This window comes from Streptomyces sp. NPDC093984 (assembly GCF_044764595.1).
Taxonomy (GTDB): domain Bacteria; phylum Actinomycetota; class Actinomycetes; order Streptomycetales; family Streptomycetaceae; genus Streptomyces; species Streptomyces cynarae.
This window is the reverse complement of record NZ_JBIWIM010000016.1, coordinates 55,830-81,744: the sequence shown is the minus strand read 5'-3', so window position 1 is coordinate 81,744 and position 25,915 is coordinate 55,830. Positions and strand designations below refer to the sequence as shown.

The window sequence follows — 25,915 nt, the reverse complement described above, 5'->3', positions numbered from 1 at the left end:
CGCACACCGCTCGCCGCTGCCCGTTCCGTCGCAGGGGGCCCGTGTTCCCACCTGCTCTCACAGGAGTTGCCGTCATGTCCTCTGCCGTGTCCCCTTCATCGGCATCTGCCCGTATCACCGCCCTCGACGTCCTGGACGTGCGGTTCCCGACGTCCGAGCACCTGGACGGGTCGGACGCGATGAACCCCGAACCCGACTACTCCGCCGCGTACGTGATCCTGCGCACCGATGCCGGCGACCAACTGGAGGGCCACGCCCTGGCCTTCACCACCGGACGTGGCAACGACGTGCAGGCCGCTGCCATCGCGGCCCTCGCCCCGCACGTGGTCGGCCGCTCCGTGGAGGAGGTCTGCGACGACCTCGGGGCGTTCTCCCGCTCCCTTGTGCACGACCCCCAACTACGCTGGCTGGGACCGGAGAAGGGCGCCATCCACATGGCCACCGGGGCGGTGGTCAACGCCGCCTGGGACCTGGCGGCCAAGCGCGCGGGCAAGCCCGTGTGGCGCTTCCTCGGCGAGATGTCGCCCGAGGAGCTGGTCGCGCAGGTCGACTTCCGCTGGCTCAGCGACGCCCTCACCCCCGAGGAGGCTCTGGACATCCTGCGCCGCGCCGAACCGGGCCGCCAGGAGCGCATCGTCCGCCTGCTGGAGCGCGGCTACCCCGCCTACACCACCACTCCGGGATGGCTCGGCTACTCCGACGAGAAGCTGGCTCGCCTGGCCCGTGAGGCCGTCGCCGACGGCTTCACCCAGATCAAGCTGAAGGTCGGCGCTTCCCTGGAGGACGACGTACGGCGCATGCGCACCGCCCGCGGGACGGTCGGCGACGGCATCCGCATCGCCGTGGACGCCAACCAGAGATGGGACGTCCAGGACGCGATCGACTGGATGCGCGCCCTGGCGCCCTACCAGCCGTACTGGATCGAGGAACCCACCTCCCCGGACGACATCCTCGGCCACGCCGCCGTCCGCAAGGCCGTCAGCCCCATCAAGGTCGCCACCGGCGAGCACATCGCCAACCGAGTCGTCTTCAAGCAGCTTCTCCAGGCCGGCGCGGTCGACATCGTGCAGATCGACTCGGCACGGGTCGGCGGCGTCAACGAGAACATCGCGATCCTGCTGCTCGCCGCGAAGTTCGGCGTGCCGGTGTGCCCGCACGCCGGCGGCGTCGGGCTGTGCGAGATGGTGCAGCACCTGTCGATGTTCGACTACGTGGCCGTCTCCGGCAGCCTCGAGGACCGGGTCATCGAATACGTCGACCATCTCCACGAGCACTTCGTCGACCCGGTGCGCATCGCCGACGGCCACTACCTGGCGCCGGAGCTTCCCGGGCTGAGCGCGCAGATGCACCCGGAGTCCCTCAAGGAGTACGTCTATCCCGACGGACCCGTCTGGACCGCCCGTGTCTGACGTCGAAGCCCTCATCGACGCCCACCACCACGTGTGGAACCTGGACGTCCGGCCGCAGCCGTGGCTGGACGAACCCGGGCACGAGCCGCTCCGCCACAGCTTCAGCTCGCACGCCCTCCGCTCGGCCGCGACCCGGTCGATCGCCGGACGGCGGCTGACGAGCACGGTGCTCGTCCAGTGCATCACATCCGTCCCCGAGACACGCGACCTCCTCGCCCTGGCCGAATGCGACCCGCTGATCGGCGCCGTCGTCGGCTGGGCGGACCTGACGTCCCCCGCCATCGGCGACGTACTCGACGACCTGCGAACTGGGCCGGCAGGCCGGCACCTGCGGGCCGTACGGCACATCGTGCAGGGCGAGTCCGACCCGCACTGGCTCCAACGACCGGACGTGGAGCGGGGGTTGCGAGCGGTCGCGGAACGCGGGCTCGGATATGACGTGCTGATCCGCAGCCACCAGTTCCCGCAGGCGATCCGTCTCGCGGAAAGGCTGCCGGAGCTGCCCCTCGTCCTCGACCATGCGGGCAAGCCGCCTCTCGTTCGGCGGGAACTGAGCGACTGGGCACACCAGGTGCGGACACTGGCCGGGCATCCCCAGGTGCGCTGCAAGGTGTCGGGACTTGTCACGGAGGCCGACCACGAGAAGTGGACCGTCGCCGACATGCGCCCGGTGTGGGACGTCCTGCTCTCCGCCTTCGGCCCCGACCGGCTGATGTTCGGCTCCGACTGGCCGGTCTGCGTCCTCGCCGGCGGCTGGAACCGCTGGGCCGCCGCCGTCGAGGAACTCCTGGACGGCTGCTCCGGCACCGAGATCCACGCGGTGCTCGCCGGCACCGCGACGGACTTCTACGACCTGACGCCTGTCCCGACGAAGGAGGGGACGCCGTGCTCCTGACGGAACTGCTGCACCCGGGCATCCTCGAGGCGCTGGCCGGTGCCGGCCACGGCGCCCGTGTCCTGCTCGCCGACGGCCACTACCCCGCCGGTACGGCCACCGGCGAGCGGGCCAGAACGGTTTACCTCAACCTGAAGCCGGGCGTGCTGGACGTCACCACGGTGCTCGACGTCCTCCTGCGGGCGATCCCCGTGGAGTCGGCACAGGTGATGGTGCCGCCGCAGGGCGAACCGGAGCCGCCGGCCGTCGCCCAGTACCGCGCCCGGCTGGCGCCCGTCCCGGTGGAGACGCTGGGCCGTTTCGAGTTCTACGACGCCGCACGATCCTCCGACCTCGCGCTGGCGATCGTCACCGCCGACATCCGTACCTACGCCAACCTGCTGCTGACCATCGGCGTCCGCGCTGAAGGGACCCTGACCCCACGATGACACTCGCAGTCCGCTACACGTCCGCCCGCACCCTGGACACGGCGCCCGCCGAGACCCGCTCCCCCGGCCCCGGCGAGGTGGAACTGGCGCCCGCCTACGTCGGCATCTGCGGCACCGACCTGCACATCTTCCACGGCGACATGGACGCCCGGGTCGCCGCGCCCGTCGTGCTCGGACACGAGATGTCCGGCCGCGTCGTACGCGTCGGGCCGGACGTGGAGGGCTGGCAGCCCGGTGACGCGGTGACCGTGATGCCGCTGCGCTGGGACGGCACCTGCCCGGCGTGCACCTCCGGTCACCGGCACGTCTGCCAGAACCTCGACTTCATCGGCATCGACTCGCCGGGCGCGATGCAGCAGCGCTGGACCGTGCCCGCCGCCACCCTCGTCCGCCTGCCCGGGTCCCTCCCCCTGGACCGGGCCGCGCTCGTGGAGCCCACGGCCGTGGCCGTGCACGACGTCGGCCGGGCCCGGGTGCGGGAGGGTGAGCGGGTCGTCGTGGTCGGCGGCGGACCGGTCGGGGTGCTCATCGCGCTGGTGGCGCGGGCCGCCGGTGCCGACGTCCGCGTGGTGGAGCCGAGCACCCACCGGCGCCTGCTCGCCGAGGAGTTGGGCCTGACCGCCTGGGACCCGGCCGCCGAGGACGTTCCCGAGCTCGTCCGGCAATGGACCGGCGACGCGGGCGCGGACGTCGCCTTCGAGGTCTCCGGCGCGGCGGGCGGTGTCGACACCGCCGTGGAGGTGCTGGGCGTACGCGGCCGTCTGTGTCTGGTGGCGATCCACCCCCGGCCCCGCGAGGTGAACCTGCACCGCTTCTTCTGGCGCGAACTCACCCTCGTCGGTGCCCGGTTGTACGACCGCTCGGACTTCGAGCAGGCGGTGACGCTGGTGGCGGACGGCACGATCCCCGCCGAGCGGCTGATCAGCAAGGTCGTCCCCCTCACCGAGGCGCCCTCGGCCTTCGAGGCGCTGGAGGCGGGCGGGGACGTGATGAAGATCCTGGTGGACTGCGGCAATGACACGACGGGAGCCTGAGATGCCTCTGTTCGACCTGACCGGGCGGCTCGCCGTCGTCACCGGAGCCCGGCGCGGCATCGGCCGGACCATGGCCCGTGCGCTCGCCGAGGCCGGCGCGGACGTCATCGGCGTCAGCGCGTCGCTGGAGGAGTCCGGCAGCGCGGTGGAGAAGGACGTCGCCGCCGCCGGACGCACCTTCGAGGCGATCCGGACCGACTTCGCCGACCCCGACGCCGTACGGGCGCTGGGTGCGGACCTCGCGGGCCGCGAGCGGCCCGTGGACATCCTGGTCAACAACGCGGGCACGATCCGCCGACACCCTGCGGCCGAACACTCGGACGTCGACTGGGAGTTGGTGCTCCAGGTCAACCTCAACGCCCAGTTCGCGCTCACTCGGGCGGTCGGCGCGACGATGGTGGCCCGCGGCCGAGGGAAGATCATCTTCACCGCGTCGCTGCTCAGCTTCCAGGGTGGCATCACCGTCCCCGGCTACACCGCCGCCAAGCACGGCATCGCAGGCCTGACCAAGGCCCTGGCCAACGAGTGGGCCCCGCACGGCGTCAACGTCAACGCCATCGCGCCCGGCTACATCGCCACCGACAACACCCAGGCCCTCCAGGACGACCCGGTGCGCAGCAAGGCGATCCTGGACCGCATCCCCGCCGGACGCTGGGGCACCGCCGACGACCTCGCGGGCGCCACCGTGTTCCTGGCCTCCGACGCCGCCGCCTATGTCCACGGCACCGTCCTGCCCGTCGACGGCGGATGGCTGGGACGATGATGATCACCGATCTCGCCTCCGTGCTGGCGGGAGCCCGGATCCTGCCCGTGCTCACGGTTGCGTCCGTCGCGCAGGCCGGCCCGCTCGCCGACGCGCTCACAGCGGGCGGAGCCCGGTGCGCCGAGGTCACCTTGCGTACCCCGGATGCCGAGCAGGTGGTGAAGGCGATGTCGGCCCACGGCGGGCTGGCGGTCGGCGCTGGCACCGTGCTCACCTCCGAGCAGGCGAAGCGGGCCGTGATGGCCGGGGCCCGCTTCGTGGTCTCCCCCGGTTACGACGCGGACGTCGTCGCCACGTGCCGTGAGCTCGAGGTACCCGTCGTGCCGGGCATCGCCACCGCCACGGAGCTGATGCGCGCCCTGCGCGCGGGCCTCGACACGGTCAAACTGTTCCCCGCCGAGCCGCTCGGCGGCATCGGTATCCTCAAGGCGCTCGCGGCTCCCTTTCCCCGGGCACGCTTCCTGCCGACCGGAGGCATCGGCCCCGCGCAGCTGCCCGTCTACCTTTCCCATCCGGCGGTCCTCGCCGTCGGCGGCAGCTGGATGGCGACCACCGGCCACCTGCGGCGCGGCGACTACGAGGGGATCCGGCGGCTCACCGCCGAGGCCGTCCGGAGGAGTACGGGATGAGCGTCCCCGAGGTCATCGCCCTCGGCGAGGTGATGCTGCGCTTCGACCCCGGCGAGGGCCGTATCCGTACCGCCCGCACCTTCCAGGTCTGGGAGGGCGGCGGCGAGTACAACCTGGTGCGCGGACTGCGCCGCTGTTTCGGCCTGCGCACGGCCGTCGTGACCGCCCTGGTCGACAACGCGGTGGGGAGACTGGCCGAGGACCTGATCCTCCAGGGCGGTGTCGACACGTCACTGATCCGGTGGGTGCCCGACGACGGCATCGGCCGCACCGCCCGCAACGGGCTGAACTTCGTGGAGCGGGGCTTCGGCATCCGGGGCGCGCTGGGTGTCAGCGACCGTGCGAACACGGCCGTGTCCCAGCTGCGCAAGGGGGACGTCGACTGGCACGCGCTGTTCGCCGCGGGCCCGCGCTGGTTCCACACGGGCGGCATCTTCGCCGGCCTGTCGGACACCACGGTGGACGTGGCGGAGGAGGCGATGGACGCGGCGCGACGGCACGGGGTGACCGTTTCCTACGACCCGAACTACCGCCCGAGCCTCTGGGCCGACCGCGGCGGTGCCGAACGGGCCCGCGAGGTGGACCTGCGGCTGGCCCGGCACGCCGACGTGGTGGTGGGCGCCCTCGGCCTGACCGGACCGTACCCCGGGGCGGTGCGCGTCCGCGCGGAAGAGGTGCCCGATGCGCTCGCCGAGGTCGCCGACCGGCTGCCCGGGGTGAGGGTACTGGCCACGACGCTCCGCGGCGTGCCTTCGGCAGGTGTGAACGACTGGTCCTCGGCGGCCTGGTCACGGGCGACCGGCTTCGTCGCGGGTCCGGAGATGCCCGGCCTGCACGTCCTGGACCGCATCGGCTCCGGCGACGCCTTCGCGGCCGGACTGATCTACGGGCTGCTGACATCGGCGCCCGGTCCCGAGGACGAGCCCACGGACGTCTCCGGGCCGGACCACGGACGGGGCGGCGACGACGCGCCGGGGCACGGCCCACTGGGGCGGGCCGGGTCGGAGCACGTATCGCTCCGGCGCACCGCTTCCGGGCCGCTCACGGGTACCGGGCCGACCGGTGGCCCGCTCACCGCCGACTGTCTGAAGCGAGCCCTCGCCTACGGCACGGCGCACGGCGCACTCGTCATGACCACGCCCGGCGACGTCTCCATGGCCTCGCTCGCCGAGGTCGAAGCGCTCATGACGGGCGGCTCGGCCGCCGTCAGGCGCTGAACGGCGCCCCTTTCCCACCCGTAGGCCCGTCCCGCCCAAAGGACCCGAGGAGCATGCCATGCGAACCCGGAAGATCACGAACACCACCGTCGACGTCACCGAGCTGGGCTTCGGTGCCTCCGTCATCGGCAACCTCTACCGGGTCACACCGGCCCAGGACGCGGCGGCCGCGATCGAGGCGGCCTGGGAGAGCGGCATCCGGTACTTCGACACCGCGCCCCACTACGGGCTCGGCCTCTCCGAGCGGCGCCTGGGGGCCGCCCTGCGCGATCGGCCCCGCGAGCAGTACGTCGTCTCCTCCAAGGTGGGCCGGCTGCTCGTGCCCAACGAGCAGCCGCGGGGCGTCGACATCGAGGGGTTCGTCGTCCGGGACGACCTGCGCCGCCAATGGGACTTCAGCCGGGACGGCGTGCTCCGCTCCATCGACGCCACCCTGGAGCGTACGGGTCTGGACCGCCTCGACATCGTCTACGTGCACGACCCCGACGATCACTGGCAGCAGGCCGCCGAGGAGGCCCTGCCCACCCTCGCGGACCTCCGCGACCAGGGGGTGATCGGCGCGATCGGCGCCGGTATGAACCAGTCGGCCATGCTCGCCCGCTTCCTGCGGGAGACCGCCGCCGACGTGGTGATGCTGGCCGGACGCTACACGCTCCTCGACCAGACGGCGCTGGACGACGTGCTGCCCGCCGCGCGGGAGCACGGCAAGAGCGTGGTCGCGGTCGGCGTGTTCAACTCCGGTCTGCTCTCCCGGGACCGCCCGACGCCGGGTATGAAGTACGACTACAAGGTCGCCCCGCCGGACCTCGTCTCCCGTGCCCTGGCCATCGCCGAGGTCTGCGAACGTCACGGCACCACCCTGCCCGCCGCCGCGATCGCTTTTCCCTTCAGCCATCCCAGTATCATCAATGTCACCCTGGGGATGAGGAATCAGGAGCAAGTCGGGCGCAACGTGGAACTCCACCGTCGGCATGTGCCGGAAGCTCTCTGGCAGGACCTTCGCACCCAGGGTCTGATCAGGCCGGACGTACCCACGCAGAACAGCGCGGAGAACACTCCGGGGGGAGACGGAAGGGGTGGCCCGCGATGTCGCTGACGGACAAGGCCATTGAGCAGATCCGTGAGCTCATCCGCACCGGGGCGCTGCCACCGGGCTCGAAGCTGCCGCCGGAGCCGGAGCTGGCGGCCCAGCTCGGTCTGTCCCGCAACCTGGCCCGCGAGGCGGTCAAAGCGCTCGCCGTCGCCCGCGTGCTCGAAGTCCGACGGGGCGACGGCACCTATGTGACCAGCCTCCAGCCGAGCCTGCTGCTCGAGGGCCTCGGCGGGGCGGTGGAGCTGCTGCAGAGCGACTCGGCGGCGTTGCTGGATCTGATGGAGGTTCGTCGGCTCCTCGAACCGGTCGCGACCGCTCTCGCCGCCACCCGGATCTCCGACGACCAGCTGGCAGAGGTGAAGCAGCACCTGGACGCCATGCGAGGGGCGCGCGACGACGTCGAACAGCTCAACGCGCACGACGCGGCGTTCCACCGCGCCGTGGTCTCGGCAACGGGCAACGAAACGCTGCTCACCCTGCTGGAGGGCATCTCTGGCCGTACGCTGCGCGCCCGCATCTGGCGCGGCCTGGTCGACGACCAGGCCGGGGGGAGGACCCTCGCGGAACACGAGGCCATCTTCGATGCCCTGTGCACCCGTGACGCCGCCCTCAGCCAGGCCGCCGCACTGATGCACGTGAGTCACACCGAGCAGTGGCTGCGAGAACATCTCAGGAGCACAGCCCTCCCGCAGGGTGTCGCTCCGGCGACCGGGAAACGCACCTGAGACCAGTCCCCCATCCATTCCCGCCACGGCGGGACACGGGTTGGGCCGGAGACACCCGTCGGTTCCGGCGGCGCGTAGGCCCGGTGAGGCAGTGCCGAATCCGTGCGGAGTCGGCGGGCATGGTGAACCGGGCAGTCGCAGCGGATTACGCCGGCCAGAGCCGTACCCACAGCGCCTGCGGCGCCGGGACCCAGACGATCGGAAACCGGATCCCCTGACGCTTGGCACGGCGGTCCATACGACCGTCCACCACGTGCGTCCGCGAGACGTGGACGATGATGTGCGACGTCGCCGCCGCACTGACGGCGGCACGGCGTGGCGGCCCGACGCCGGCCACATGCAACCCTTTGCGAGACCGCTTCTTCGGGTTGCCGTCCACGCCGTCAGCCTCTCGGCTGGGCGTATCCAAGTCAAAGGCCGCCTTCGATCCCGGTTCGGAGCCTGGCGCTCGGCACCCCTGCAAAGGGGCCAACAGGTGATCTCACCCGATCTGCTCACTCCACGGAGCGTGCGTGGATCAGAGAAGGCTGGCGTCAGTGGGGCACGGGGGTGAGGCTAGAGGCGAGTAAAGAAAGGCACTGACGTGCCGTTCATCATCGCCAGCCCCGCCCGCGCCTGTCCGTCTGACCATACGGCCACGATGATCAGCCTCGCCGAGGGCTGGAAAGGCGGAACAGATCTCCGGCTCGCTGACCTACCGACTACCAGAGAAGGCCACCGGCGAGCGCACCGTCACCCCGCTGCGTCCGCGCGCACCTCCTGTTCCCCGGCCGGTAAGCAAAGAGCGAGCGAGGGGCTGGAGGTAGTCGTGGCAGTCCTCGCATTTCTTCTTCTTGTCACCGCCACGATCTTGGTCTTGGTTGGCGCCCTGGTGCTCTTCCTCGGCGCCCTCCTGGCCCTGGTCGCCGTACTCCTGGCCGCCATCGGCGGATTCCTGATCTTCCTGGGCATGGCCATGCTCGCAGGAGGGGCCCTCTTCCTGATTCGAAGAGCGCTGAGGCGGATACTCAGGCGCGACAAGGCGCATTAGGAGACGCGGTTGTTCGGGCAAGTGCTCGGCGAGCAGCCAGTCCGCCTTGACCTGGGTGGCGGATCTCCGGATGTCCCGGCCGGTGGGTCGTTGGTGCCCTGCCCTTCGGTCAGCGGACGGCGTGGGTGCCGACGGGGCTCTGGAGGGAGACGCCGGTGTTCTCGTCCTGCGTCCAGCCGGTGATGTCCTGGTGGCCGCCAGCGCGACACCGAGCGGGATCTGGCTGCTGTCAAAGTCATGATCAGGCAGCTGCCCCGCCCCCAGGCGAGGGTGTTGCCGGCATGTGATCCGGACTCCTGGTCACACCACGGGGCCGGCCATGTCACCGACCTGGTCATCGGCGAGAGCGATGACTGCCTTGACGCGCTTGCCCACCGGCTCACGATGCACTTCGAAGTCCCGGCAGACGGCCGTGACGATCTCCAGGCCGTGTTGCCCCACACGCTGCGGATCTGCTGCCCGCACCACGGGCATCCTCGGCTCGGTGTCCCACACGGTGATCTCGACGACGTCCTCGTCGAGTTCGAACGTCAGCAGGGCAGGGCCCGGAGCGTACTTGCGGGCGTTGGTCACCAGCTCGCTCACCACCAACTGCGTCATGCCCACCGCGCGGTCGGACACCGGTAATCCGTGCCGGGTCCGCAGATGCGTGAGAAAGGCCCGGGCAAGATGCCGGGCCTGGGCTATCTCCTCGCTGCCCTCGAGTGCGGCAGACACCGCTATCCGCCCTCCGGGCAGCACCGGGCCGTCACTCATTGCAGCCTGCTTCATAAGCCGCCTCGTACCCAAGCGCTCTGTCTGACTCCAGACGATTACCCCGAAAGCGCCCTTGCAGGCCTGACCGGCGAGGTGATCCCGGTTACTCAGAAGTAGCGGCCGCGGGCAGCCGCTCGGGCTGGTTCCGGGCCGACTGCATGAGGTCGGCGACGAGTCCGTGGCTGCGTCCTGGCAGCGGTGGCCGGCCCAGGCATGAAAGGGTCGCTGATCGTGATCGTGACCGGGGCTCCCGGGCTGCAGAAGCACCCTGGCCCTCCCGCTGTCGGAAGAGTTCGGCAACGTGCCGGTGGCCATCGCCCGCTGCCTCCCCCATCCGCGGTAGGCCGTTTACCGACGGCAACCTGCCCTGCTGCACGGGCAGCCGGCTTACCGACGGCAACCTGCCCTGCTGCACGGGCAGCCGGCGTCGTGCAGGGTATGGGAAGAGCGACTCCGCAGCACAAGAGCGCGGTTACTCGACGGAGTCGAAGCGGTCGGTGCCTCCGTGGGTTTCGTTGCCGACCTCCAGGCTGCCCCCGGCGGCGTCCTTGGGGGTGAGCGTGAAGGCGATTCGATGCGTACGGCTCTTGGAGGCCTTGGCATCGGCGTCGGCGTTGACCACCCATGCCTTGACGCCGCCCTTGGCCCCGGCCTCCCGACGCAGCTCGACCGTGAACTCCATCTGGATCGGGCCGACGTCGAAGCGCACCGCTTCCCCGGCCCCAGCCGTTGCCGCCTGCATCAACCCGTCCCTGATCGCCCTCACCGCGGCGGCGAGTTCGATGTCCTGGAAGTCCGGCACTGGCTCTCCTGTCGTCGACTGGTGATCGACGGTAGGGCATCATGCCCGGTCCCGTCTTCGTCACCGGCCGCTGAGGCGGCGCCACCAGGGAGACGGTGGCTTCGGCGCATCGGACGTGGGGTGGTACGTCAGCACCTGGCGTACCGAACCAGGCGGCAGGCATTCGGCTCCGGTGACCCGCAGATCGCCTGAGGATGCCCAGCTCAGAGTGACCGAGACATCGGCAATGCCGGCGAGCGCGGAGAGGTCCACGGTCGCCGACCTGCGGCCTGCATGCGTGAACTGCACGTGCAGGCTCAGCTCCTGAACCGAAGGAAGCATCCGGGAAAGAAGATCTGCGGTGCAGAGGTCTCCGGTCGCATAGGTGCTCACCTGCGCGCTGGTGACACCGGGCAGACGGACCACCTGGGAGAGGTCGGACGGGCAAAGGTCCTCGATGGTGAGGTCCACGTCCTTCAGCGAGGGTAGCCGGCTGAGCGCGGCCAGCTCTTCGGCCGGCACCGGTGCGCCGGACAGGGCGAGCGAGGTGAGGTGCGGCCAGCGACGGATGGAATGGAGGTCGGCGACGACCAGGTTGCCGAGGACCCGGAGGCGTCGGAGACTCGTCGGAAAGGGGACGTCTGTCAGCGTGAGGCGGCGTGCCGCCCCGCCCCGGTCCCATCGAAAAGTCGCATTGTGGAGTGTCTCCACGTCCTGCAACGGGGACAGGTCGGGGCCGCTGGGCACGTTCCGGAGTATGACGGTGTTCATACCGAGGCGACGCAGCGCCGAGTAGTCCGTGAGGCCGCCGCAGTCGGAGAGGCACAACGCGGAGAGCTCCGGCAGGTCCACCGCAAGGAAGTCCAGGTCGCGCAGGACGTCGTTGGCATCCAGGGTGAAGTCGTCCGGACGGGCGCGGCGGAGCACGGGCGAGAGTGCCTCTGCCGGGAAGTCGCCCACGCAGGCGAGCACGGGGACCGGACCCATCGTGGAAAGCGCGGAGAGCTGCGCCGCACTGCTTACGGTGAGGCGTACTCCTGCAAGCGGTGTGTGGACGAGGATGCCCTCTGCGTATGCCCGGGCGTCGAAGCCGTCCCAGGCGTCGGCGAGCTCCTGTCGGACGTTCTGGTCCGGATGTGCCCGGAAGGAGTGCAGCACCTGATAGGCGTGCTCCCCGCCCAGCAGGCGGGCGGTACGGACGACCGCGCCGGCCTGCCCCACCGTGAGCCCCTCGGGCGAGGGGAGCAGGTCCAGTACCACCGTTCCGGCCTGAGCGAGCAGCTCGGCGTCCGCCGGGCTCTCGGGCGGGACCAGAGCTGCCGCACGCCTCTCGACCTCGGCGCGAACGTCAGGGGCTAGTGCCGTCGCGTGCTCCAGGCACGCTGCGGCAAGCAGGTGCAGCCGCTCGCGCTGCGGGGAGGCGGCCGTGTCGCCGAGTTCCAGCAGGCGGCGCAGCAGTATGGCGCGTTCGTCCGCGCGGGCGTGCCCGACCGCCATCCGCACCACGTCCTCCCACTGCGGCTCGTGGGCGTGCGCGGCCACCAGGTGGAGGTCCTGACCCTCCACAGCGGCCTTGGATCCGAGGTAGTCCTGGAAAGTGCGGTGGATGAACTCGACGGTGTCGGGGGACGGCGCGCGCAAAATTCCACTGCGAAGCAGCAGGTGGTCCAGGACGTCCGCGGCCTGCTCGGGGGCGGCGACCTGGGGCATCGAGCGCAGGGCATCGGCGACGACCCGCAGCACGTTGGAGCGGTCGGCCTCGGCATGGCCGTTGCGGATCATCCAGTAGGCGAGCTGCTGCAGCAGCCACAGTTGTGCGCTCTCGTTGATCTGCAGGTGCGTGGCGACCCTCCGCTGCACGTCGCGACGGACGAGCAACATGCTGAGCGCGGCCTCGTAGAGCTCCAGCCGGTTCTGCGGCAGGTAGGAATTGCGGTCGCGGTGCAGTGCGCAGATCATCGCGCACATCAGGGGGTTGGTCGCAAGGCGGCCCAAGTCGTTCTTGCGGGGCAGGGCATCGGCCAGTACCTGCTCGTACTCCGCCAGCTGGGCCCGTTCATCTGAGCGCTCGACGGTCCGGGCGGCTGCCTGGTGCCAGCGGTGCATGAACGCGGTGACGTCCTGACGGTTCATCGGCAGCAGGTTCAGCTCGGTGAACTGCTGACTGCTCAGCCAGCCGTCGTCCACTGCCGAGGGCCGGGTCGTCACCAGGAAGACGCAGTCGGGGTAGAGGGTGATCAGCTGCTTGAGCCAGTCCCGGGTTCGCTGTCGGTCGCTTTCCTGGATCTCGTCCACGCCGTCGATGAGCAGGAGCCCGCGCCCGGACTGGAGGACCTGGTCGGCCCAGCCTTCTGGCTGCAGGGAGTGCAGCGGATTGCCGACGGCGGAGAGGAAGTCCTGTGGTTCCGGCAGCGCATCGCGCCGGGTGAGGGTGCGCAGGGGCAGAACGAACGGCAGGCAGCCCTGAAGGTGCCCGAGCGCCAGGGGAAACTCCCGCCGGGCGGCGGTCACGGCCAGCCACTGCACCAAGGTCGTCTTGCCGGAACCGGCGTGGCCGCGCAGGAGGATGCGGGTCCGGCGTGCGAACGCCGTCTCGACGCGCTGCCGGCCGCCGCCGACCGGATCGTGGAACCGGCCGCCCGGCTCGCCGACGGTGTCCTGCGATCCGAACCTTCGCCTGTGGTGGGGCGCCAGCTCCAGGCTCAGATACGCCGTGTCCAGCGGCCACTGCGCGTGTTCCTGACGGCTGAAGTCGAGCCCGAAAATCCTGAGTTCGTTGTAGAACTCGGCCACGTACGCTGCGTACCGGCGCTCGAACTGGGCGTGCGGGTTGTGCTCGGGATCCGTGAGTTCGTCCACGGTCGGCTGATGACCGGTGTGTTTCACCAGCCGCTCCACGAACTCCGGATCCCCGAAGAGGACGCGGCTCCGTACGGCTTCAAGGCGACCGTGCTGCCAGTTGACGGGGTCGGTCACCACCACACCGATGATCGTTCCCTGCGCGAACAGAGCCGCACCGGACATGCCGGCCCACGGCGAGAGGCCTTCCGCCCGCGCGAGAGGCGGCGTGTACGGGCTGTCGAGTACATACCGCGAGCGGACCATGCGCGAACCAGGCTTGAACGTGCCCACCACCTGCTCCGTGTCGAGTCCGTCCTCGCCGTCGCGCTGCATCTGCGGGAAGCCGATGGCTTGGCAGGATTCCATCGGCGCGAGTCCGGAGGGCACGCCCCAGCGCACCGGCTCCAGTTGCTCGGCGAGTTCGGCAGGGATCAGGTCTCGCTTGGCCAGCAGCAGCGCGGCATCGCACTCGCGGTCGTGCCGCGACCACACCACGCGGCATTCGACCTCGCCGACACCGCCGAGCGTCGCGACCTTCGCCAAGTAGCGGTTTTGCACCAGGTGTCCGGCGGTGAGGACGAGACGGGGTGTCAAGAGATACCCGCTGCCCTGGCGGGTGCCGAGCACGGCGGCGATGCGGAAGCGTTCCGGTCCCACGGTTCACATTCTCCGCAGAAGTAGTGTTCGGTGGCTGCCTGCTGTGGTGGAGTCGCCCGAGCAGCCGGCTGGGCCCGCCGTGGTCCCCGCCACCGCTTTCGTTGCTGTCCGCCCGCTATCACCCTAGGACATCGACTACCGTCAGGTCAGCGATTTAGGCAGTCCTCAGGGGCAGTTGCGGCACTTGGGGAAGTACCGCGCCACCCCGTCCGGAGCTGCTCCGGACATGCTCGGTGTCGCCGAACGTGACCGCGTGGAGTTGGCGCCGCGCAGCCTACGCGTGAACGCCATCGCCCCGGGACCCGAGGCACCCCGTTCCGGACCGCTCCCGGAGGCTTCGCCGCCGTCGTCACCGCAGATACCGTTTCGTGCGTACCGGGCAGATGCCGGTGGTGCCGATCATGTATTTCGGCGCGTCGACGTGCGCGACGTCGTGGATCTGCATCTGCGCGCCATGCTGCACCCGAAAGCGGCGGGCGAGCGCTTCATCGCCGTCGGCGGACCGGCGATCAGCCTTTTCGGCATGGCGCAGATCCTGCGTGAGCACTTCCCCGCCGCGGCCGATCTACTGCCTTCCGCGGAACTGACCATCGAGCAGGTACGCGAGGCCGCGAAGACCGAACCGGCTCTGCGGGACGCCGCGGCCCTGCAGGGGCGGATCCCCCTCATCAGCAATCAAAAGGCCCGTTCGACGCTCGGCTGGAACCCGAAACGTCGTTGAGACCATAGTGGCCACCGCGGACAGCCAGATCCGGCTCGGTCTGACCCTGTCCACCGGCGGCTGAGCCGCACGGACCCGTTCCGCGCCTGTGGAGGCCGAGCGCCGTAGGCTCCACTGTGTGGTGAGAGGCGCTCGGGCATCGCCCGGTACTCGCCGAAGCGCCGGGCGCCACGGCAGCCAGTCTCCGCGCCGTCGGTACCATCGCGATCGGCCCGGGTACGCCGCTCAGCACCTGACCCGCGAACTCGTGGAACTGCGTCGCCCGCAGGAGGGTCCACGGCACCGCACCGCGCCGGACCGGCGATCAGCAACTTCTTTGAGAACCTGAGCGTCGAGACCGGTGTCCCGTTCGGCCACCACCACTACACCGGCGGCCCGCGGCTGCTTGAGACATCAGCTCGTGTCTGAGTCGGGCAAAAGATCGAGAACCGACGGCGCGGGTCGTGTCAGGATGCTCGGCATGTCTGGTCGCGCGCTGAGCTTCGGAGTGGTGGCGGAAGCATACGAACGGTTCCGGCCGGGGTATCCCGTTGAGCTGTTCGACATGGTGATGGCGTACGCGGGTCATCCCGTTCGGACTGCCCTCGAGATCGGCGCTGGGACAGGCAAAGCAACTCGCCTGTTCGCTCAACGGGGGGTCATGGTCACTGCGACCGAGCCTGACGGGTCCATGCTCGCCGAGCTGCGCAAGCACGTGCCGGGAAACGTCAGGACGGTGCAAGCTGCGTTCGAGGACTTGCGACCGGGCGAGCGGTACGGCCTGGTTTATGCGGCAGCAGCACTGCATTGGACGAATCCCGAGGGCCGGTGGTCACGCATGGCCGCGCTGCTGGAGCCGGGTGGTGTGTTCGCCTCGTGCGGCGGGCCATTCCGACTGGCTGACCCGGCAGTGGAGGAAGCTGTTCGCGCGGCGCGAGCACCGTTTTTGGAGAGCGACGAGATTCCGTCCCCAGACGGGACACCTCCGGGGCATGAAATGCAGTGGCCGGGTACGGAGCTGCAACGGTCCGAGTGGTTCACCGGTGTTGAACAATCCATTATCGAACGGCGCTTGACCATGAGTGCTCGTGACTACGTTGGGCATCTCTCAACCATTTCGGCTTATCTCGTCCTGCCGGCCTTGGAACGAAAGCAGGTGTTCAGCGACATAATGCAGGTCCTCCCGGACAGGGTAGAGATTTCCGCCGACATTACCGTCCATCTCGCGCGTCGACGCTCCGAGAGCTGACGAATGAACGACGCCTCGGCAGCTGACCCGGCGGGACATCCGTTCTGCCTTGTCCGCCACTGAGGAACGAACGGCCGTGAGTTGCGCAAGTTTGTCCAGGCTGACGGAAGAGTCTTTCAACTCCGCGGAAGCAGTTCGCACGTTGCGCCGGGGGCACTGCCCGTTCGGTCCGCGGTCACGTGATCCGGCCCGCGCCACGCGATGTGAGACTGAAGGCATGCTCAGCCGGCGCACACAGGCGCAGGCCGTGGACATGCCCCCTGCCGCACCTGCCGGCAACCCCTGGCGGACCGGCCTGGTCAGCAACGTCTTCAACCCCAAGATCGCCGTCTTCTACACCGGTCTGCTGCCGATGCTGGCCCCGTCCGGGCTTTCCCCCCACACCGGTATGGCGCTGCTGGTCCCCGCCATGCGGCGCTGACCGCTGTGTGGCTCGGCGGCTACGTGATGCTGCTTGCCAGGGCACGCGTGTTCTTCCAGAAGCCTGCCGTGCGCCGGGCCATGGACCGTGTCATCGGCGTCGTCCTGATCGGGTTCGGCCTGAACGTCGCCACGACTCAGCCCTGACCATCAGCGCTGCCGATCGCCCCGGGGCGAGCAGACTGGTCAGCTCGGAGATCCCCTCCGGCCGAGGCTCGAAGTAGCGGCGGACGTCTCCGGCTTCTCGCGCCGGGACTTCGCCATCAGAGCAGGGCGCGGGCTGCCCGTCGTAGGCCAGGCGGGCCAGGCCTGTGTCCGGGCAGACGTCGTGGGGGCTGTCGGCCTTGCCCGGCCCCAGGGGCACCCGGCTCGATGGCGGCACAGCCCCCACCCGTACAGGGGTCGGGGGCTGCGCGCTGCGGCACGAGCGAGGCGGTCGCGGCGGGTTGATGGTGAAATGCAGCGGGTCTTGCCATGTCGGAAAGCGCTTGCCACGATCTGCGGGTGCACAGTGCCACCAAGCGACACATGGACAGATCCGAGATCCAACGGGTGATCACCGCAGCGCTCGGCCCCACCGCAGAGATCATGTCGCTGCACGAGTTCACCGACGGGTTCTTCAACGCCGTCTACGGCGTCGATCTCGCCGACGGCGCCCGCCTCGTCCTCAAGGCCGCCCCGCCCCCGGAGCTGAGGCTGCTGCGGTACGAGGTCGACCTCATGCGCACCGAGCACGAGTTCTTCCAGCGGGCCGCCGAGGCAGGCGTACCACTGCCCACCATCCGCTACGCCGACCTCGACGCCGGCTACCTCCTGCTCGACCGGCTGAACGGCACCACCCTCCATGCCCTGGCTCCGCAGCTCACCCCGGAGCAGCTGTACGCGATCCGCCGCGACCTCGGTCAGATCGGCGCCAGGATCACCACAGTCACCGGCGAACTGTTCGGCTACCCGCGCCGCGACGGCCGTACCCGCTCCACCAGTTGGCGCACCTCGTTCCTGGACCTCATCGACGACATTCTGGCCGACGCGGTCGAATACGACAGGGTGCTGCCCATGGCGGCAGACGACGTCGCCGCACTGATCCGCCGCCACGCGCCGCTGCTGGACGATGTCGGACGCCCGGCGCTGGTCCACTTCGACCTGTGGGACGGCAACGTCTTCGTCAACGACGACCTGCACATCGAAGGGATCATCGACGGAGAGCGGGCGCTGTACGCCGACCCCATCGCAGAGCTGGTGTCCCTGCTGATGTTCCGCGAGCCTGACACGGTGCCCGGCGTGCTCGACGGGTTCCTCGGACGAGCGCTCACCGACCGGGAGCGGGTACGCCTGACCATGTACAACGTGTACCTCGGACTCATCCTCGTCACCGAGGCGGCGGTACGCGCCTACGATCCCGTGGAGTACGAGCCGATGTACCGCTGGGCCACCAGCCGGCTGACCGAACAACTGCAGCGCCTGCAGCAGCTTCCCGCCTGAGCAAATCCTCTTAGCCGTCACCAACCCCATGCGGATCCAGCCCCACAGACCGTTCGGGAACCGACTGCCCGCCCATCGGTGCGGAAGTGGCTCCCCTTGTGGGGCATCACGGCCGGCGTCCTGCGCAGTGCACGTGTGCAACCGGTCGCGAAGATCGCTGGGGCGCCGTAACGGTGGTGAACCCCACGATCCAGGGCAGACGGGAAGTGATCTTCGTATCGGTCCCGTTGGGGGGAATAAACCTCGTGGCAACACCCGTCCGCCGTAGGCGACCAGTGAACCCTCGGCGCGCCTTCGACCTGCGCTACACGGCCCTGTTCTTCGGTCTCCTGGCCGCTGTCGTCAGCCTTGTGGGCTTGACCGCCCGCACGGCGATCAGTGTCGCCGAGCAGCGCCCCGTCTGGGCCGTCGTCCTCGGAGTTCTCGTGCTGACAGCCGCCCTGCTCCTGCGGCGGCGTCGGCGCCATCCGTTCTCCGTGGCACGGACCGCGCGCACGGCCACCGCCGCGCTGGACGAGGCGACCAGGACGGCACTCGACGTGCTGGATCACGAGCCTTCTCCCGGCCGGGCCCCCGCCGCATCCGCCACGGCCGACGGACCGCTCGTCGTACCCGCCGGGCGGTCGGATCCCCACGAGGCACCCGCGGCCTCCCGTAACGCCGAGGAGGCCGTCACGCTCACGCCCGACGTGGCGACCGCCCCTCCGACAACCGGGCCCGTCGACCTCGAGACCCTGGATCCCGATGAGTTCGAGCAGGCGACAGCCGCCCTGTGCGAGCGCGACGGGTGCACGGATGTCGAGGTCGTCGGCGGAGCCGGGGACCTCGGCGCCGACGTGGTGGCCACGGCTCCGGACGGAAGGCGTGTCGTCATCCAGTGCAAGCGCTACGGCGATACCAATCGGGTCGGTTCCCAGGACCTCCAGCGCTTCGGCGGCACGTGCTTCACCGTCCACGGGGCGGATGTCGCGATCGTCGTCACCACCAGCGGTTTCACCGCCCCAGCACTGGAGTACGCCGAGCAGTGCGGGATCGTGTGCTGGGACCGTGAGGACCTGCAGGCGTGGAGCGACGGCACCGGGCCGGAACCCTGGCGGCCACGGACGCCGGACACGGACGTACGCTGATCTTCGACGAGTGGCTTTGACCAGCAACCGCCGTAGGCACCCGCCACGCAGCCGGACGCCCGCGCGGTGGCGCCAGGCACACGGCCACATGGCCACGACGGCCACGAGCCACGACGGCCACGACCAACAGCGGCAGCCCGACCTGCCCTAGCCGTCGATGTCGAGCGCCGTTCCATACAGCCGGTCCACCTTCAACCGGATGACCAGTCGCCGCTCGGCAACCAACTGTTCCAGGAACGCATCCTCGTCCTCCGGCCTTGCGTCCTGCGGGATCATTCCGAGCAGTTCTCGACCAACCTCGTCGCCAGGAACCCTCGTGATCTCGGAGACCTCGGCCTCTCCTTCTGCGACGGCGAACGACCACACGTCACCGCCCTGCACATGCAGCGCGGCACGCGGGTCGCGCCGCAGGTGCCGGACCTTGATGCGGTCGGCCGTCGTCGAGAACCGCACAATGCGGGCCTTGGAGTCCCAGCTGTACAGCATGGTGGTCAGGTGAGGATGGCCACTGCGCTTGACGGTGGCGAGCGTACCGAACCGCTGATTGCCAAGCAGTTCAGAGAGGGATTCGTCGGACAGTGGGCGAGGTGCTGGTCCTTGAGTCATGATCTGATCAACGCCCGTGGCTGTCCAGCAATTTCATCAACGCTGTGAGTCCAAGCCGCCACTTCGACAACACCGCCCGCCGCGGCACCGAGCACGGTTCCGGCCTCGGCACCCAACGCTGGGTCGTGCACCGCGTGGCGCCCACACCAACGAACAGCCGGTGCCCTTGGCGGCGGACATCGTGGCGGCCCGGCACGCCATGACCGGTATCCCACTCACCGGCGCCAACCCGGCCCCGTCCGCCGCGGCGAGAAACGCGGCTCGAGGCCGGCTCTCAGCCGAGTTGCCGACCACGGCCACGTCGTCGCCCGATGGACGCCAAGCTGTACGAGGGTGTTCGTCACCGCTTCGTGCCGGCGCTCCACCCGGTCGGGGGCGGACAGCGCCGCGGTCGTAGAAACACAGAGATTGATCTTCGCTGGAAACTCCAGGAAGAGCGGAGGAAGAATCGTCGCAGGGCCATGACTCCCGGGCAGAAGAGCCGTCACAGAGGAGTCGGGCCCAGCACGCACCCGGTTGGACTCAAGCTGAGTTCCACCCGAGGGCAGGCAGCGCCTCGCCGCGTTGAACGATCGCGCCACCAGGACGCAGCTCCAAGATCAGGCACTCGCCGCATCAGGCCAAAGGCCGGTCGGTGGGCAGCTGGTCCGCGTGCTCACCCGTGACCAAGTAGACGACGCGCTGAGCCACCGACACCGCGTGGTCGGCGAACCTCTCGTAGTACCGGCCGACGAGCGCGACGTCCACGGCTGTCTCCACTCCGTGCTGCCAGCGTTCGTCCATCAGGTGCTGGAAAGTCGTGCGGTGGAGCTCGTCCATACGGTCGTCGTCCTGTTCCAGCTGGAGGGCCGCCTTGACGTCCTGGGTGAGGATCACTTCGGCTGCCTGCGCCATCAGGCGCTGCGCGAGCTGGCCCATCTCCAGGATCGTGCGGCGCAGATCGCGGGGCACGGCACGTTCGGGATAACGCATCCGGGCCAGCTTGGCCACATGCTGGGCAAGGTCTCCGGAACGTTCCAAGTCCGCGCTCATGCGCAGCGAGGTGACCACGGTCCGTAGGTCGGTGGCGACCGGCTGCTGTCGGGCCAGCACCGCGATCGCCCGGTTCTCCAGGTCACGCTGCAGGTCATCGACCTTCCGGTCGGCGGAGATCACGCTCTCGGCAAGCTGGAGATCGGCGTCCAGGAGCGCGGTGGTGGCAAGGCCGATGGCCGAGCCGACCAGGTTCGCCATCTCCACCAGCGCATCGCTGATCGCACCCAACTCCTCGTGATAGGCGTCCCGCATCGCGTCCTCACCGTCCGATCGTGTGTTCGCCGGCCTTTCGCCCCGTTATCCCGTCTTCGCGTGTCCCTTGTCCCGTGTCCCCTGTCCCGTGTCCCGTTGTCAGACTCGCGCACACCGGGCACGGCACCGCGCCACCTCAGATGCGACCGGCCTGGGCCAGCGCCCGCCGTTGACGCGGTGTGAGCCCGCCCCACACGCCGTCCGTCTCGCCGTAGCGCAGCGCCCACCTGCGACATTCACGCAAGACGGGGCAGCGGTGGCAGACCTGCCTGGCTCGTTCGACCTGGAGAAGAGACGAGCCGACGTCGCTGACGGGAAAGAACAGTTCAGGGTCTTCAAAGCGGCAGGCGGCCATCTCACGCCAGTTCACAGCACCTCCACTTGCCGGCATCACGCGAGCGTGGTGCAGTGCGGCACCGATGAGGTCCCGCTCGTGATCACCCCTGCAAGGCACCGTCCAAAATAAGAGGGAATTGAGGCTTTCGTCTATATGCCGACCTTTTCACCGCCGGGCGACCCGCCGCAAGGTGTGATTGGACAGGGCAGCGGTGCCCTGGCCTGGGCCATCAGGGGCCCAGGTCGGATGCGGATGCGAATCGACGTACGGTGTGATGGAAACAGCCGGCCCAAGCTCGCCGTGCCGCAAGCGGCTCTCAAGCCCCGCGGACCGAAGCGATCCGAGCAACAAGCTCAGGAGAGAAACCCATGACCACCCGACTCCGCCGGCCGGGAAGGCGCCGCTCCCCCTCCCTGCGCACCATGACCCCGCTGATCATGCTGGCACTGACCGCCACCGCCTGCGGCCCGTCGGCCACGCAAGGGGGACCGGCCGACTCCCCCCGGCCTCTCGCCACCAGCCCTGGCACGGAAACCCCCGGTGCCGGTCCCCTGCCCAGCGGCACCGCGACCAGTGCCGCCTCGGCCACCACCGGGGCCACCTCCTCGGCCGCCACGAGTACCGCACCGCCGACACCCGCTGCCACCTGCACGGACCGGTACTTCTCCGGCATGACTCCCGCTCAGCGGGTCGGACAGCTTTTCATGGGTGGAGTCTCCGCGGCCCACCCGGACGAGACCCAGCTGCGCACTCTGCGTGACCATCACGTGGGATCCATCATGCTCACCGGGCGCAGCAGCGCCGGCACAACGGTGACCAGAAGGGTGGTCGACGGTTTTCGCGGTCAGGCGGACCAGGTAGCCGGTAAGCGCATCGGGCTGATGGTCGCCACCGACCAGGAGGGCGGCCGGGTGCAGGTGCTGAGCGGCGCGGGATTCTCGGCCATTCCCAGCGGGCTGACCCAGGGCAGCTGGCCGGTCACGACACTGCGTACGCGGGCCGCGGGCTGGGCCAAGGAGCTGAAGGCAGCCGGAGTCGACCTCGATCTGGCCCCCGTCGCCGACGTGGTCCCGGCAGGCCTGGGCACCCGCAACGCCCCCATCGGTTACTTCGGCCGTGAGTACGGCCACACCGCCGGCACCGTGACCTCCCACAGCAACGCCTTCGCCGCCGGCTTCGCGCAGTCGGGCGTGATGACGACACTCAAGCACTTTCCGGGACTCGGCCAGGTGATCGGCAACACCGACGTCAGCGCGAACGTCGTGGACTCGGTGACGACCGCCGGCAGCTCCGGTCTCATGCCCTTCCGGGCGGGGATCCGTGCCGGTTCGCCGTTCGTGATGGTCTCATTGGCCACCTACACCAAGATCGACTCCAAGCACCTGGCGGTCTTCTCGCCGACTGTCATCGGTCAACTGCTGCGCCGTGACATGGGCTTCAAAGGCGTGGTGATCTCGGACGACCTCGGGAACGCGGTCGCGGTACGGTCCTTCACCCCGGCGCAGCGGGCGCTGAACTTCCTTTCGGCAGGCGGAGACATGATCCTGACCGTGCGGCCGAGCACGGTACCGGCGATGGCGCAGGCGGTCCGGACCCGGATGCAGCAGGACGCCTCCTTCCGAGCCAAGGTGGACGACAGCGTGCATCGGATCCTCGCCGCGAAGCAGGCTGCGGGGTTGCTCGTCTGTCGCTGAGCGCGTATACGTCCGCCGTGGGACAAGGACGGAGCGCCGTCCGCCCCACCGGGGAACGTGCCGGAGGGATGGTCACCGGAATGTGGCGGAGGCCACGCGTTGCCGGGCCGTCGAGGACAACCCCGCCCTCGGGGATGGGTGTCGGTGGTGCGGTCCGGCAAGCGGTACGGCCGGTTCAGGCTTCGCGTGCTCTGCCCGTGCTTTGCCGGACGATCAGCTCTGGCAGCGGCACACGTACCGTCCGCGCCGGTGAACCGTCCAGCAGGGAGGTCAGCTCACGCGCCGCGGTACGCCCGAACTCGACGCTGTCGCGGGAGAGCGCGGAGAGCCACGGCTTGACCATGCGGCACAGCACGGAGTCCTCCCAGGCGACCACCGATACGTCGTCCGGGACGGAGAAGCCGAGCTCGGCCGCGGCGGCGACCCCGGCGACCGCCATCACGTCGTTGTCGTAGATCAGCGCGGTCGGCGCGGCGGGACCTGAGAGGACCGAGCGAGTGACGGCGGCTCCTTCCACGTCCGAGTAGTCGGTGGTCACCGAGCGGACCTCCGTCAGGCCGTGCCGTTCGGCCTCCGCGCGCAGACTGCGCATACGGCGCTGGGTGTGCGCGAGCCCGGGGAGGCCTGCGATGTGCACGATCCGGCGGTGGCCGAGAGCGTGCAGCTCGCCCACGACCGCCGCCATCGCGCCGGCGTCGTCCGCCCACACCGTCGACATCCCGGAGTGGCGCTCGTCCGGGGCGCCGCCGATCACCACGGCGGGCAGGCCGAGTTCGTCGAGGAGGCCGGGGCGGGGGTCGTCGGTGCGCGGGTCGACCGCAAGGACGCCGTCCACCCGGCGCTCGGCCCACCACCTCCGGTAGACCGCGCACTCGTCCTCGATGTCCTCCACCACCTGGAACAGCAGGCCCAAATGCCGCTCGGCGAGCACCTCCTGGATGCCGGAGACGAGTTGCAGGAAGAAGGAGTCGACGCCGAGGGTGTGCGCGGGGCGGGCCAGCACGAAGCCGACCGTGGCCGCGCCCTCGCCGGACAGTTGGCGTGCTGCGGTGCTGGGACGCCAGCCCAGCTGTTCGGCCACCCTGCGCACCCGGGCACGGGTGACCTCCGAGACGCCGGGGCGGCCGTTGAGGGCGAAGGAGACGGCACTCTCGGACACCCCGGCGCGCTCCGCGATGTCCCTCATCGTCGGCCGGCGCGCGGGTGAACGCTTGCCTGACAACACTTCCCCCATTCCACGGAACCTCAGCACTAAAGCGGTTGAGTGGAACTACTCTAAAGCGCATTAGCGATCGAGTGCAAGAGGCCCAGCAACCGGACCTGACCTGCGACTTTATCGAGCCGAAGCCAAAGATCCGTCGGAATCCATTGACTTTTTCCCGGAGAAGGATGCAAGGTCTGCCTCTGTACCCGGGCCGGCACCGTCGCCGTGGCCCGCCATGCAAAGGAGCCTTCAGCCGTGCGCATCTCCCGCAGAATCCTCGCCACCGCTGCCACCGCCGCGGTCCTCCTGCCCCTGAGCGCCTGTGGCTCCGGGAGCGGCGACAGTTCGTCGAGCGACTCCTCGGGGAAGGTCCAGGGCGACATCTCCTTCCAGACCTGGAACCTGCGCGCCAACTTCAAGTCCTACTTCGAGGGCCTGATCGCCGACTTCGAGAAGAAGTACCCGGGCACCCACGTGAAGTGGATCGATCAGCCCGCCGAGGGCTACGCCGACAAGATCAGCGCGGATGCGGCCGCCGGGACCCTGCCCGACGTCGTCAACGTGTCCCCGGACCTGGCGGCCCCGCTCGCCAAGGCAGGCCTCGCACTCGACCTCGACAAGGACAAGGCGGCCGCGAAGTACCAGAACGAGTACCTCCCCGGCGCCTGGGCCAGCAGTCGGATGCCGGGTCTGGAGGGGACGTACGCGTTCCCCTGGTACCTCAACACCGGGCCGCTCTTCTACAACAAGGCCCTGTTCAAGGAGGCCGGTCTGAACCCGGACCAGCCGCCGAGGACGTACACCGAGCTGTTCCAGGACGGCCTGCGGATCGCGCAGAAGACGCACGGCAAGGTCGCCACGCTCGCCAACGTGCCCACCATCGAGGACTTCGGCCGCTACGGCGTCGAGCTGATGAACAAGCAGGGCACCGCCTTCGCCTTCAACGACGCCAAGGGTGTCGAACTGCTCACCAAGTACAAGCAGTTGTTCGACGCCAAGGCGCTCGACCCGCAGGCCCTGACCGCCACTCCGGAGTCGTCCGGCCAGAAGTTCCTCACCGGCGCCGTCGCCATGAACCCCGGCAGCGCCCTGGACCTGCACAACTTCAAGACGCAGGCACCGACCCTGTACAAGAACATCGGTATCACCGACCAGATCACCAACACCGGTCACGTCAACATGTACGTGATGGGTCTGCTGGTGAACTCCAGGTCCAAGGAGAAGCCCGCCGCGGTCGCCTTCGCGCACTTCATCACCGACGCACAGAACCAGATGTCGTTCGCGAAGAAGGTGGCCATCTTCCCGAGCACCGCCGGTTCCCTGGAAGACCCGTACTTCACCAAGGAGGACGGCACCGACGAGACCCGCGTCCGGGTCGCCGCGGCCAAGTCGCTCAAGACGGCCGTCAACTACACGCCCGTGCTGTTCAGCGACCAGATGAAGACCGCGCTGCGCAACGAGGTCGCCAAGGCGCTGCAGGGCAAGCAGAGCCCGAAGGCGGCGCTCGACAACGCTGTCAAGGCGTGCGACCAGCTGCTGCAGCAGGGCTGA

General features: G+C 69.5%; 24 protein-coding genes and 1 pseudogene. 17 read left to right on the top strand and 8 right to left on the bottom strand.

The genetic code is table 11. From position 1 onward, the window contains the following. Positions 1-74 precede the first annotated feature (74 nt). From ACIRC0_RS34895 to ACIRC0_RS34855, 9 genes are read left to right on the top strand one after another with little or no spacing between them, the layout of a single operon-like run. The gene (locus ACIRC0_RS34895) at positions 75-1,409 is read left to right on the top strand and encodes an L-fuconate dehydratase (protein ID WP_403624609.1); all 1,335 of its coding nucleotides are present in this window, start codon (positions 75-77) and stop codon (positions 1,407-1,409) included. Then, positions 1,402-2,304 (top strand): amidohydrolase family protein, encoded by a 903-nt coding sequence (locus tag ACIRC0_RS34890; protein ID WP_403624606.1) that lies wholly within the window; start codon positions 1,402-1,404, stop codon positions 2,302-2,304. The genes ACIRC0_RS34895 and ACIRC0_RS34890 overlap by 8 nt, the downstream gene beginning before the upstream one ends. Continuing rightward, on the top strand, positions 2,295-2,732 hold the full coding sequence (locus tag ACIRC0_RS34885) for an RbsD/FucU family protein (RefSeq protein WP_403624603.1): 438 nt from the start codon (positions 2,295-2,297) through the stop codon (positions 2,730-2,732). The genes ACIRC0_RS34890 and ACIRC0_RS34885 overlap by 10 nt, the downstream gene beginning before the upstream one ends. Continuing rightward, positions 2,729-3,766 (top strand): zinc-binding dehydrogenase, encoded by a 1,038-nt coding sequence (locus tag ACIRC0_RS34880; RefSeq protein WP_403624600.1) that lies wholly within the window; start codon positions 2,729-2,731, stop codon positions 3,764-3,766. The genes ACIRC0_RS34885 and ACIRC0_RS34880 overlap by 4 nt, the downstream gene beginning before the upstream one ends. 1 nt (position 3,767) lies before the next feature. Continuing rightward, complete coding sequence (locus ACIRC0_RS34875; protein ID WP_403624597.1) at positions 3,768-4,529, top strand: SDR family oxidoreductase; 762 nt, start codon at positions 3,768-3,770, stop codon at positions 4,527-4,529. Then, positions 4,529-5,158 carry a bifunctional 4-hydroxy-2-oxoglutarate aldolase/2-dehydro-3-deoxy-phosphogluconate aldolase gene (locus tag ACIRC0_RS34870; RefSeq protein ID WP_403624651.1) on the top strand — a complete coding sequence of 210 codons (630 nt, stop codon included), beginning with the start codon at positions 4,529-4,531 and terminating at the stop codon, positions 5,156-5,158. Before ACIRC0_RS34875 ends, ACIRC0_RS34870 begins: the two co-directional genes overlap by 1 nt. Further along, a complete protein-coding gene (locus tag ACIRC0_RS34865) occupies positions 5,155-6,375 on the top strand; it encodes a sugar kinase (RefSeq protein ID WP_403624594.1) in 1,221 nt (406 codons plus the stop codon). Before ACIRC0_RS34870 ends, ACIRC0_RS34865 begins: the two co-directional genes overlap by 4 nt. Before the next feature lie 58 nt (positions 6,376-6,433). Then, a complete protein-coding gene (locus ACIRC0_RS34860) occupies positions 6,434-7,471 on the top strand; it encodes an aldo/keto reductase (RefSeq protein ID WP_403624591.1) in 1,038 nt (345 codons plus the stop codon). Beyond that, a complete protein-coding gene (locus ACIRC0_RS34855) occupies positions 7,462-8,193 on the top strand; it encodes a FadR/GntR family transcriptional regulator (protein WP_403624588.1) in 732 nt (243 codons plus the stop codon). The genes ACIRC0_RS34860 and ACIRC0_RS34855 overlap by 10 nt, the downstream gene beginning before the upstream one ends. Positions 8,194-8,338: 145 nt before the next feature. Here ACIRC0_RS34855 and ACIRC0_RS34850 read toward each other — a convergent pair whose 3' ends face one another. Then, entirely contained in the window at positions 8,339-8,572 is a 234-nt protein-coding gene (locus ACIRC0_RS34850; protein WP_403624586.1) for a hypothetical protein, read from the bottom strand. A gap of 477 nt (positions 8,573-9,049) precedes the next feature. Here ACIRC0_RS34850 and ACIRC0_RS34845 point away from each other — a divergent pair, with 477 nt between their 5' ends. Further along, positions 9,050-9,223 (top strand): hypothetical protein, encoded by a 174-nt coding sequence (locus ACIRC0_RS34845; RefSeq protein ID WP_403624583.1) that lies wholly within the window; start codon positions 9,050-9,052, stop codon positions 9,221-9,223. A gap of 300 nt (positions 9,224-9,523) precedes the next feature. Here ACIRC0_RS34845 and ACIRC0_RS34840 read toward each other — a convergent pair whose 3' ends face one another. From ACIRC0_RS34840 to ACIRC0_RS34830, 3 genes are all read right to left on the bottom strand, one after another. Next, complete coding sequence (locus tag ACIRC0_RS34840) at positions 9,524-9,979, bottom strand: ATP-binding protein (RefSeq protein WP_403624580.1); 456 nt, start codon at positions 9,977-9,979, stop codon at positions 9,524-9,526. 472 nt (positions 9,980-10,451) lie between these two features. Then, on the bottom strand, positions 10,452-10,781 hold the full coding sequence (locus ACIRC0_RS34835; RefSeq protein ID WP_403624577.1) for a trypco2 family protein: 330 nt from the start codon (positions 10,779-10,781) through the stop codon (positions 10,452-10,454). A 60-nt stretch (positions 10,782-10,841) separates the two neighbouring features. Beyond that, entirely contained in the window at positions 10,842-14,258 is a 3,417-nt protein-coding gene (locus ACIRC0_RS34830) for an NACHT domain-containing protein (protein ID WP_403624574.1), read from the bottom strand. Positions 14,259-14,484: 226 nt separating this feature from the next. Between ACIRC0_RS34830 and ACIRC0_RS34825 the strand changes: the two genes are divergently transcribed. From ACIRC0_RS34825 to ACIRC0_RS34805, 5 genes and pseudogenes are all read left to right on the top strand, one after another. After that, complete coding sequence (locus tag ACIRC0_RS34825) at positions 14,485-14,979, top strand: hypothetical protein (RefSeq protein WP_403624572.1); 495 nt, start codon at positions 14,485-14,487, stop codon at positions 14,977-14,979. A gap of 460 nt (positions 14,980-15,439) precedes the next feature. Next, positions 15,440-16,207 (top strand): class I SAM-dependent methyltransferase, encoded by a 768-nt coding sequence (locus ACIRC0_RS34820; protein ID WP_403624569.1) that lies wholly within the window; start codon positions 15,440-15,442, stop codon positions 16,205-16,207. A gap of 259 nt (positions 16,208-16,466) precedes the next feature. Beyond that, a pseudogene (locus ACIRC0_RS34815) lies at positions 16,467-16,774 on the top strand (LysE family translocator); the annotation flags it as partial. A gap of 381 nt (positions 16,775-17,155) precedes the next feature. Then, a complete protein-coding gene (locus tag ACIRC0_RS34810; RefSeq protein WP_403624566.1) occupies positions 17,156-18,109 on the top strand; it encodes a phosphotransferase family protein in 954 nt (317 codons plus the stop codon). A 275-nt stretch (positions 18,110-18,384) separates the two neighbouring features. Continuing rightward, positions 18,385-19,236, top strand: a complete 852-nt coding sequence (locus ACIRC0_RS34805; protein WP_403624563.1) for a restriction endonuclease — start codon at positions 18,385-18,387, stop codon at positions 19,234-19,236. 147 nt (positions 19,237-19,383) lie between these two features. On the opposite strand, the gene ACIRC0_RS34800 is transcribed toward ACIRC0_RS34805, so the two are convergent. From ACIRC0_RS34800 to ACIRC0_RS34790, 3 genes are all read right to left on the bottom strand, one after another. Then, entirely contained in the window at positions 19,384-19,842 is a 459-nt protein-coding gene (locus tag ACIRC0_RS34800; RefSeq protein ID WP_403624560.1) for a PPOX class F420-dependent oxidoreductase, read from the bottom strand. 615 nt (positions 19,843-20,457) lie between these two features. Then, entirely contained in the window at positions 20,458-21,129 is a 672-nt protein-coding gene (phoU, locus tag ACIRC0_RS34795) for a phosphate signaling complex protein PhoU (protein WP_403624557.1), read from the bottom strand. A gap of 136 nt (positions 21,130-21,265) precedes the next feature. Then, on the bottom strand, positions 21,266-21,499 hold the full coding sequence (locus ACIRC0_RS34790; protein WP_403624554.1) for a WhiB family transcriptional regulator: 234 nt from the start codon (positions 21,497-21,499) through the stop codon (positions 21,266-21,268). Positions 21,500-21,834: 335 nt separating this feature from the next. Between ACIRC0_RS34790 and ACIRC0_RS34785 the strand changes: the two genes are divergently transcribed. After that, a complete protein-coding gene (locus ACIRC0_RS34785; RefSeq protein ID WP_403624551.1) occupies positions 21,835-23,160 on the top strand; it encodes a glycoside hydrolase family 3 N-terminal domain-containing protein in 1,326 nt (441 codons plus the stop codon). Between the two features lie 175 nt (positions 23,161-23,335). Here ACIRC0_RS34785 and ACIRC0_RS34780 read toward each other — a convergent pair whose 3' ends face one another. Beyond that, positions 23,336-24,382 carry a LacI family DNA-binding transcriptional regulator gene (locus ACIRC0_RS34780; protein ID WP_403624648.1) on the bottom strand — a complete coding sequence of 349 codons (1,047 nt, stop codon included), beginning with the start codon at positions 24,380-24,382 and terminating at the stop codon, positions 23,336-23,338. Positions 24,383-24,619: 237 nt separating this feature from the next. Between ACIRC0_RS34780 and ACIRC0_RS34775 the strand changes: the two genes are divergently transcribed. Beyond that, positions 24,620-25,915, top strand: a complete 1,296-nt coding sequence (locus tag ACIRC0_RS34775) for an ABC transporter substrate-binding protein (protein ID WP_403624548.1) — start codon at positions 24,620-24,622, stop codon at positions 25,913-25,915.

What these genes read in the sequence shown, in the direction of transcription:
- phoU (WP_403624557.1), bottom strand. Translation starts at nt 21,129, where the DNA reads ATGCGGGACGCCTATCACGAGGAGTTGGGTGCGATCAGCGATGCGCTG.
- ACIRC0_RS34895 (WP_403624609.1), top strand. Translation starts at nt 75, where the DNA reads ATGTCCTCTGCCGTGTCCCCTTCATCGGCATCTGCCCGTATCACCGCC.
- ACIRC0_RS34840 (WP_403624580.1), bottom strand. Translation starts at nt 9,979, where the DNA reads ATGAGTGACGGCCCGGTGCTGCCCGGAGGGCGGATAGCGGTGTCTGCC.
- ACIRC0_RS34825 (WP_403624572.1), top strand. Translation starts at nt 14,485, where the DNA reads ATGCTCGGTGTCGCCGAACGTGACCGCGTGGAGTTGGCGCCGCGCAGC.
- ACIRC0_RS34820 (WP_403624569.1), top strand. Translation starts at nt 15,440, where the DNA reads ATGTCTGGTCGCGCGCTGAGCTTCGGAGTGGTGGCGGAAGCATACGAA.
- ACIRC0_RS34880 (WP_403624600.1), top strand. Translation starts at nt 2,729, where the DNA reads ATGACACTCGCAGTCCGCTACACGTCCGCCCGCACCCTGGACACGGCG.
- ACIRC0_RS34860 (WP_403624591.1), top strand. Translation starts at nt 6,434, where the DNA reads ATGCGAACCCGGAAGATCACGAACACCACCGTCGACGTCACCGAGCTG.
- ACIRC0_RS34875 (WP_403624597.1), top strand. Translation starts at nt 3,768, where the DNA reads ATGCCTCTGTTCGACCTGACCGGGCGGCTCGCCGTCGTCACCGGAGCC.
- ACIRC0_RS34810 (WP_403624566.1), top strand. Translation starts at nt 17,156, where the DNA reads ATGGACAGATCCGAGATCCAACGGGTGATCACCGCAGCGCTCGGCCCC.
- ACIRC0_RS34800 (WP_403624560.1), bottom strand. Translation starts at nt 19,842, where the DNA reads ATGACTCAAGGACCAGCACCTCGCCCACTGTCCGACGAATCCCTCTCT.
- ACIRC0_RS34865 (WP_403624594.1), top strand. Translation starts at nt 5,155, where the DNA reads ATGAGCGTCCCCGAGGTCATCGCCCTCGGCGAGGTGATGCTGCGCTTC.
- ACIRC0_RS34855 (WP_403624588.1), top strand. Translation starts at nt 7,462, where the DNA reads ATGTCGCTGACGGACAAGGCCATTGAGCAGATCCGTGAGCTCATCCGC.
- ACIRC0_RS34785 (WP_403624551.1), top strand. Translation starts at nt 21,835, where the DNA reads ATGACCACCCGACTCCGCCGGCCGGGAAGGCGCCGCTCCCCCTCCCTG.
- ACIRC0_RS34870 (WP_403624651.1), top strand. Translation starts at nt 4,529, where the DNA reads ATGATCACCGATCTCGCCTCCGTGCTGGCGGGAGCCCGGATCCTGCCC.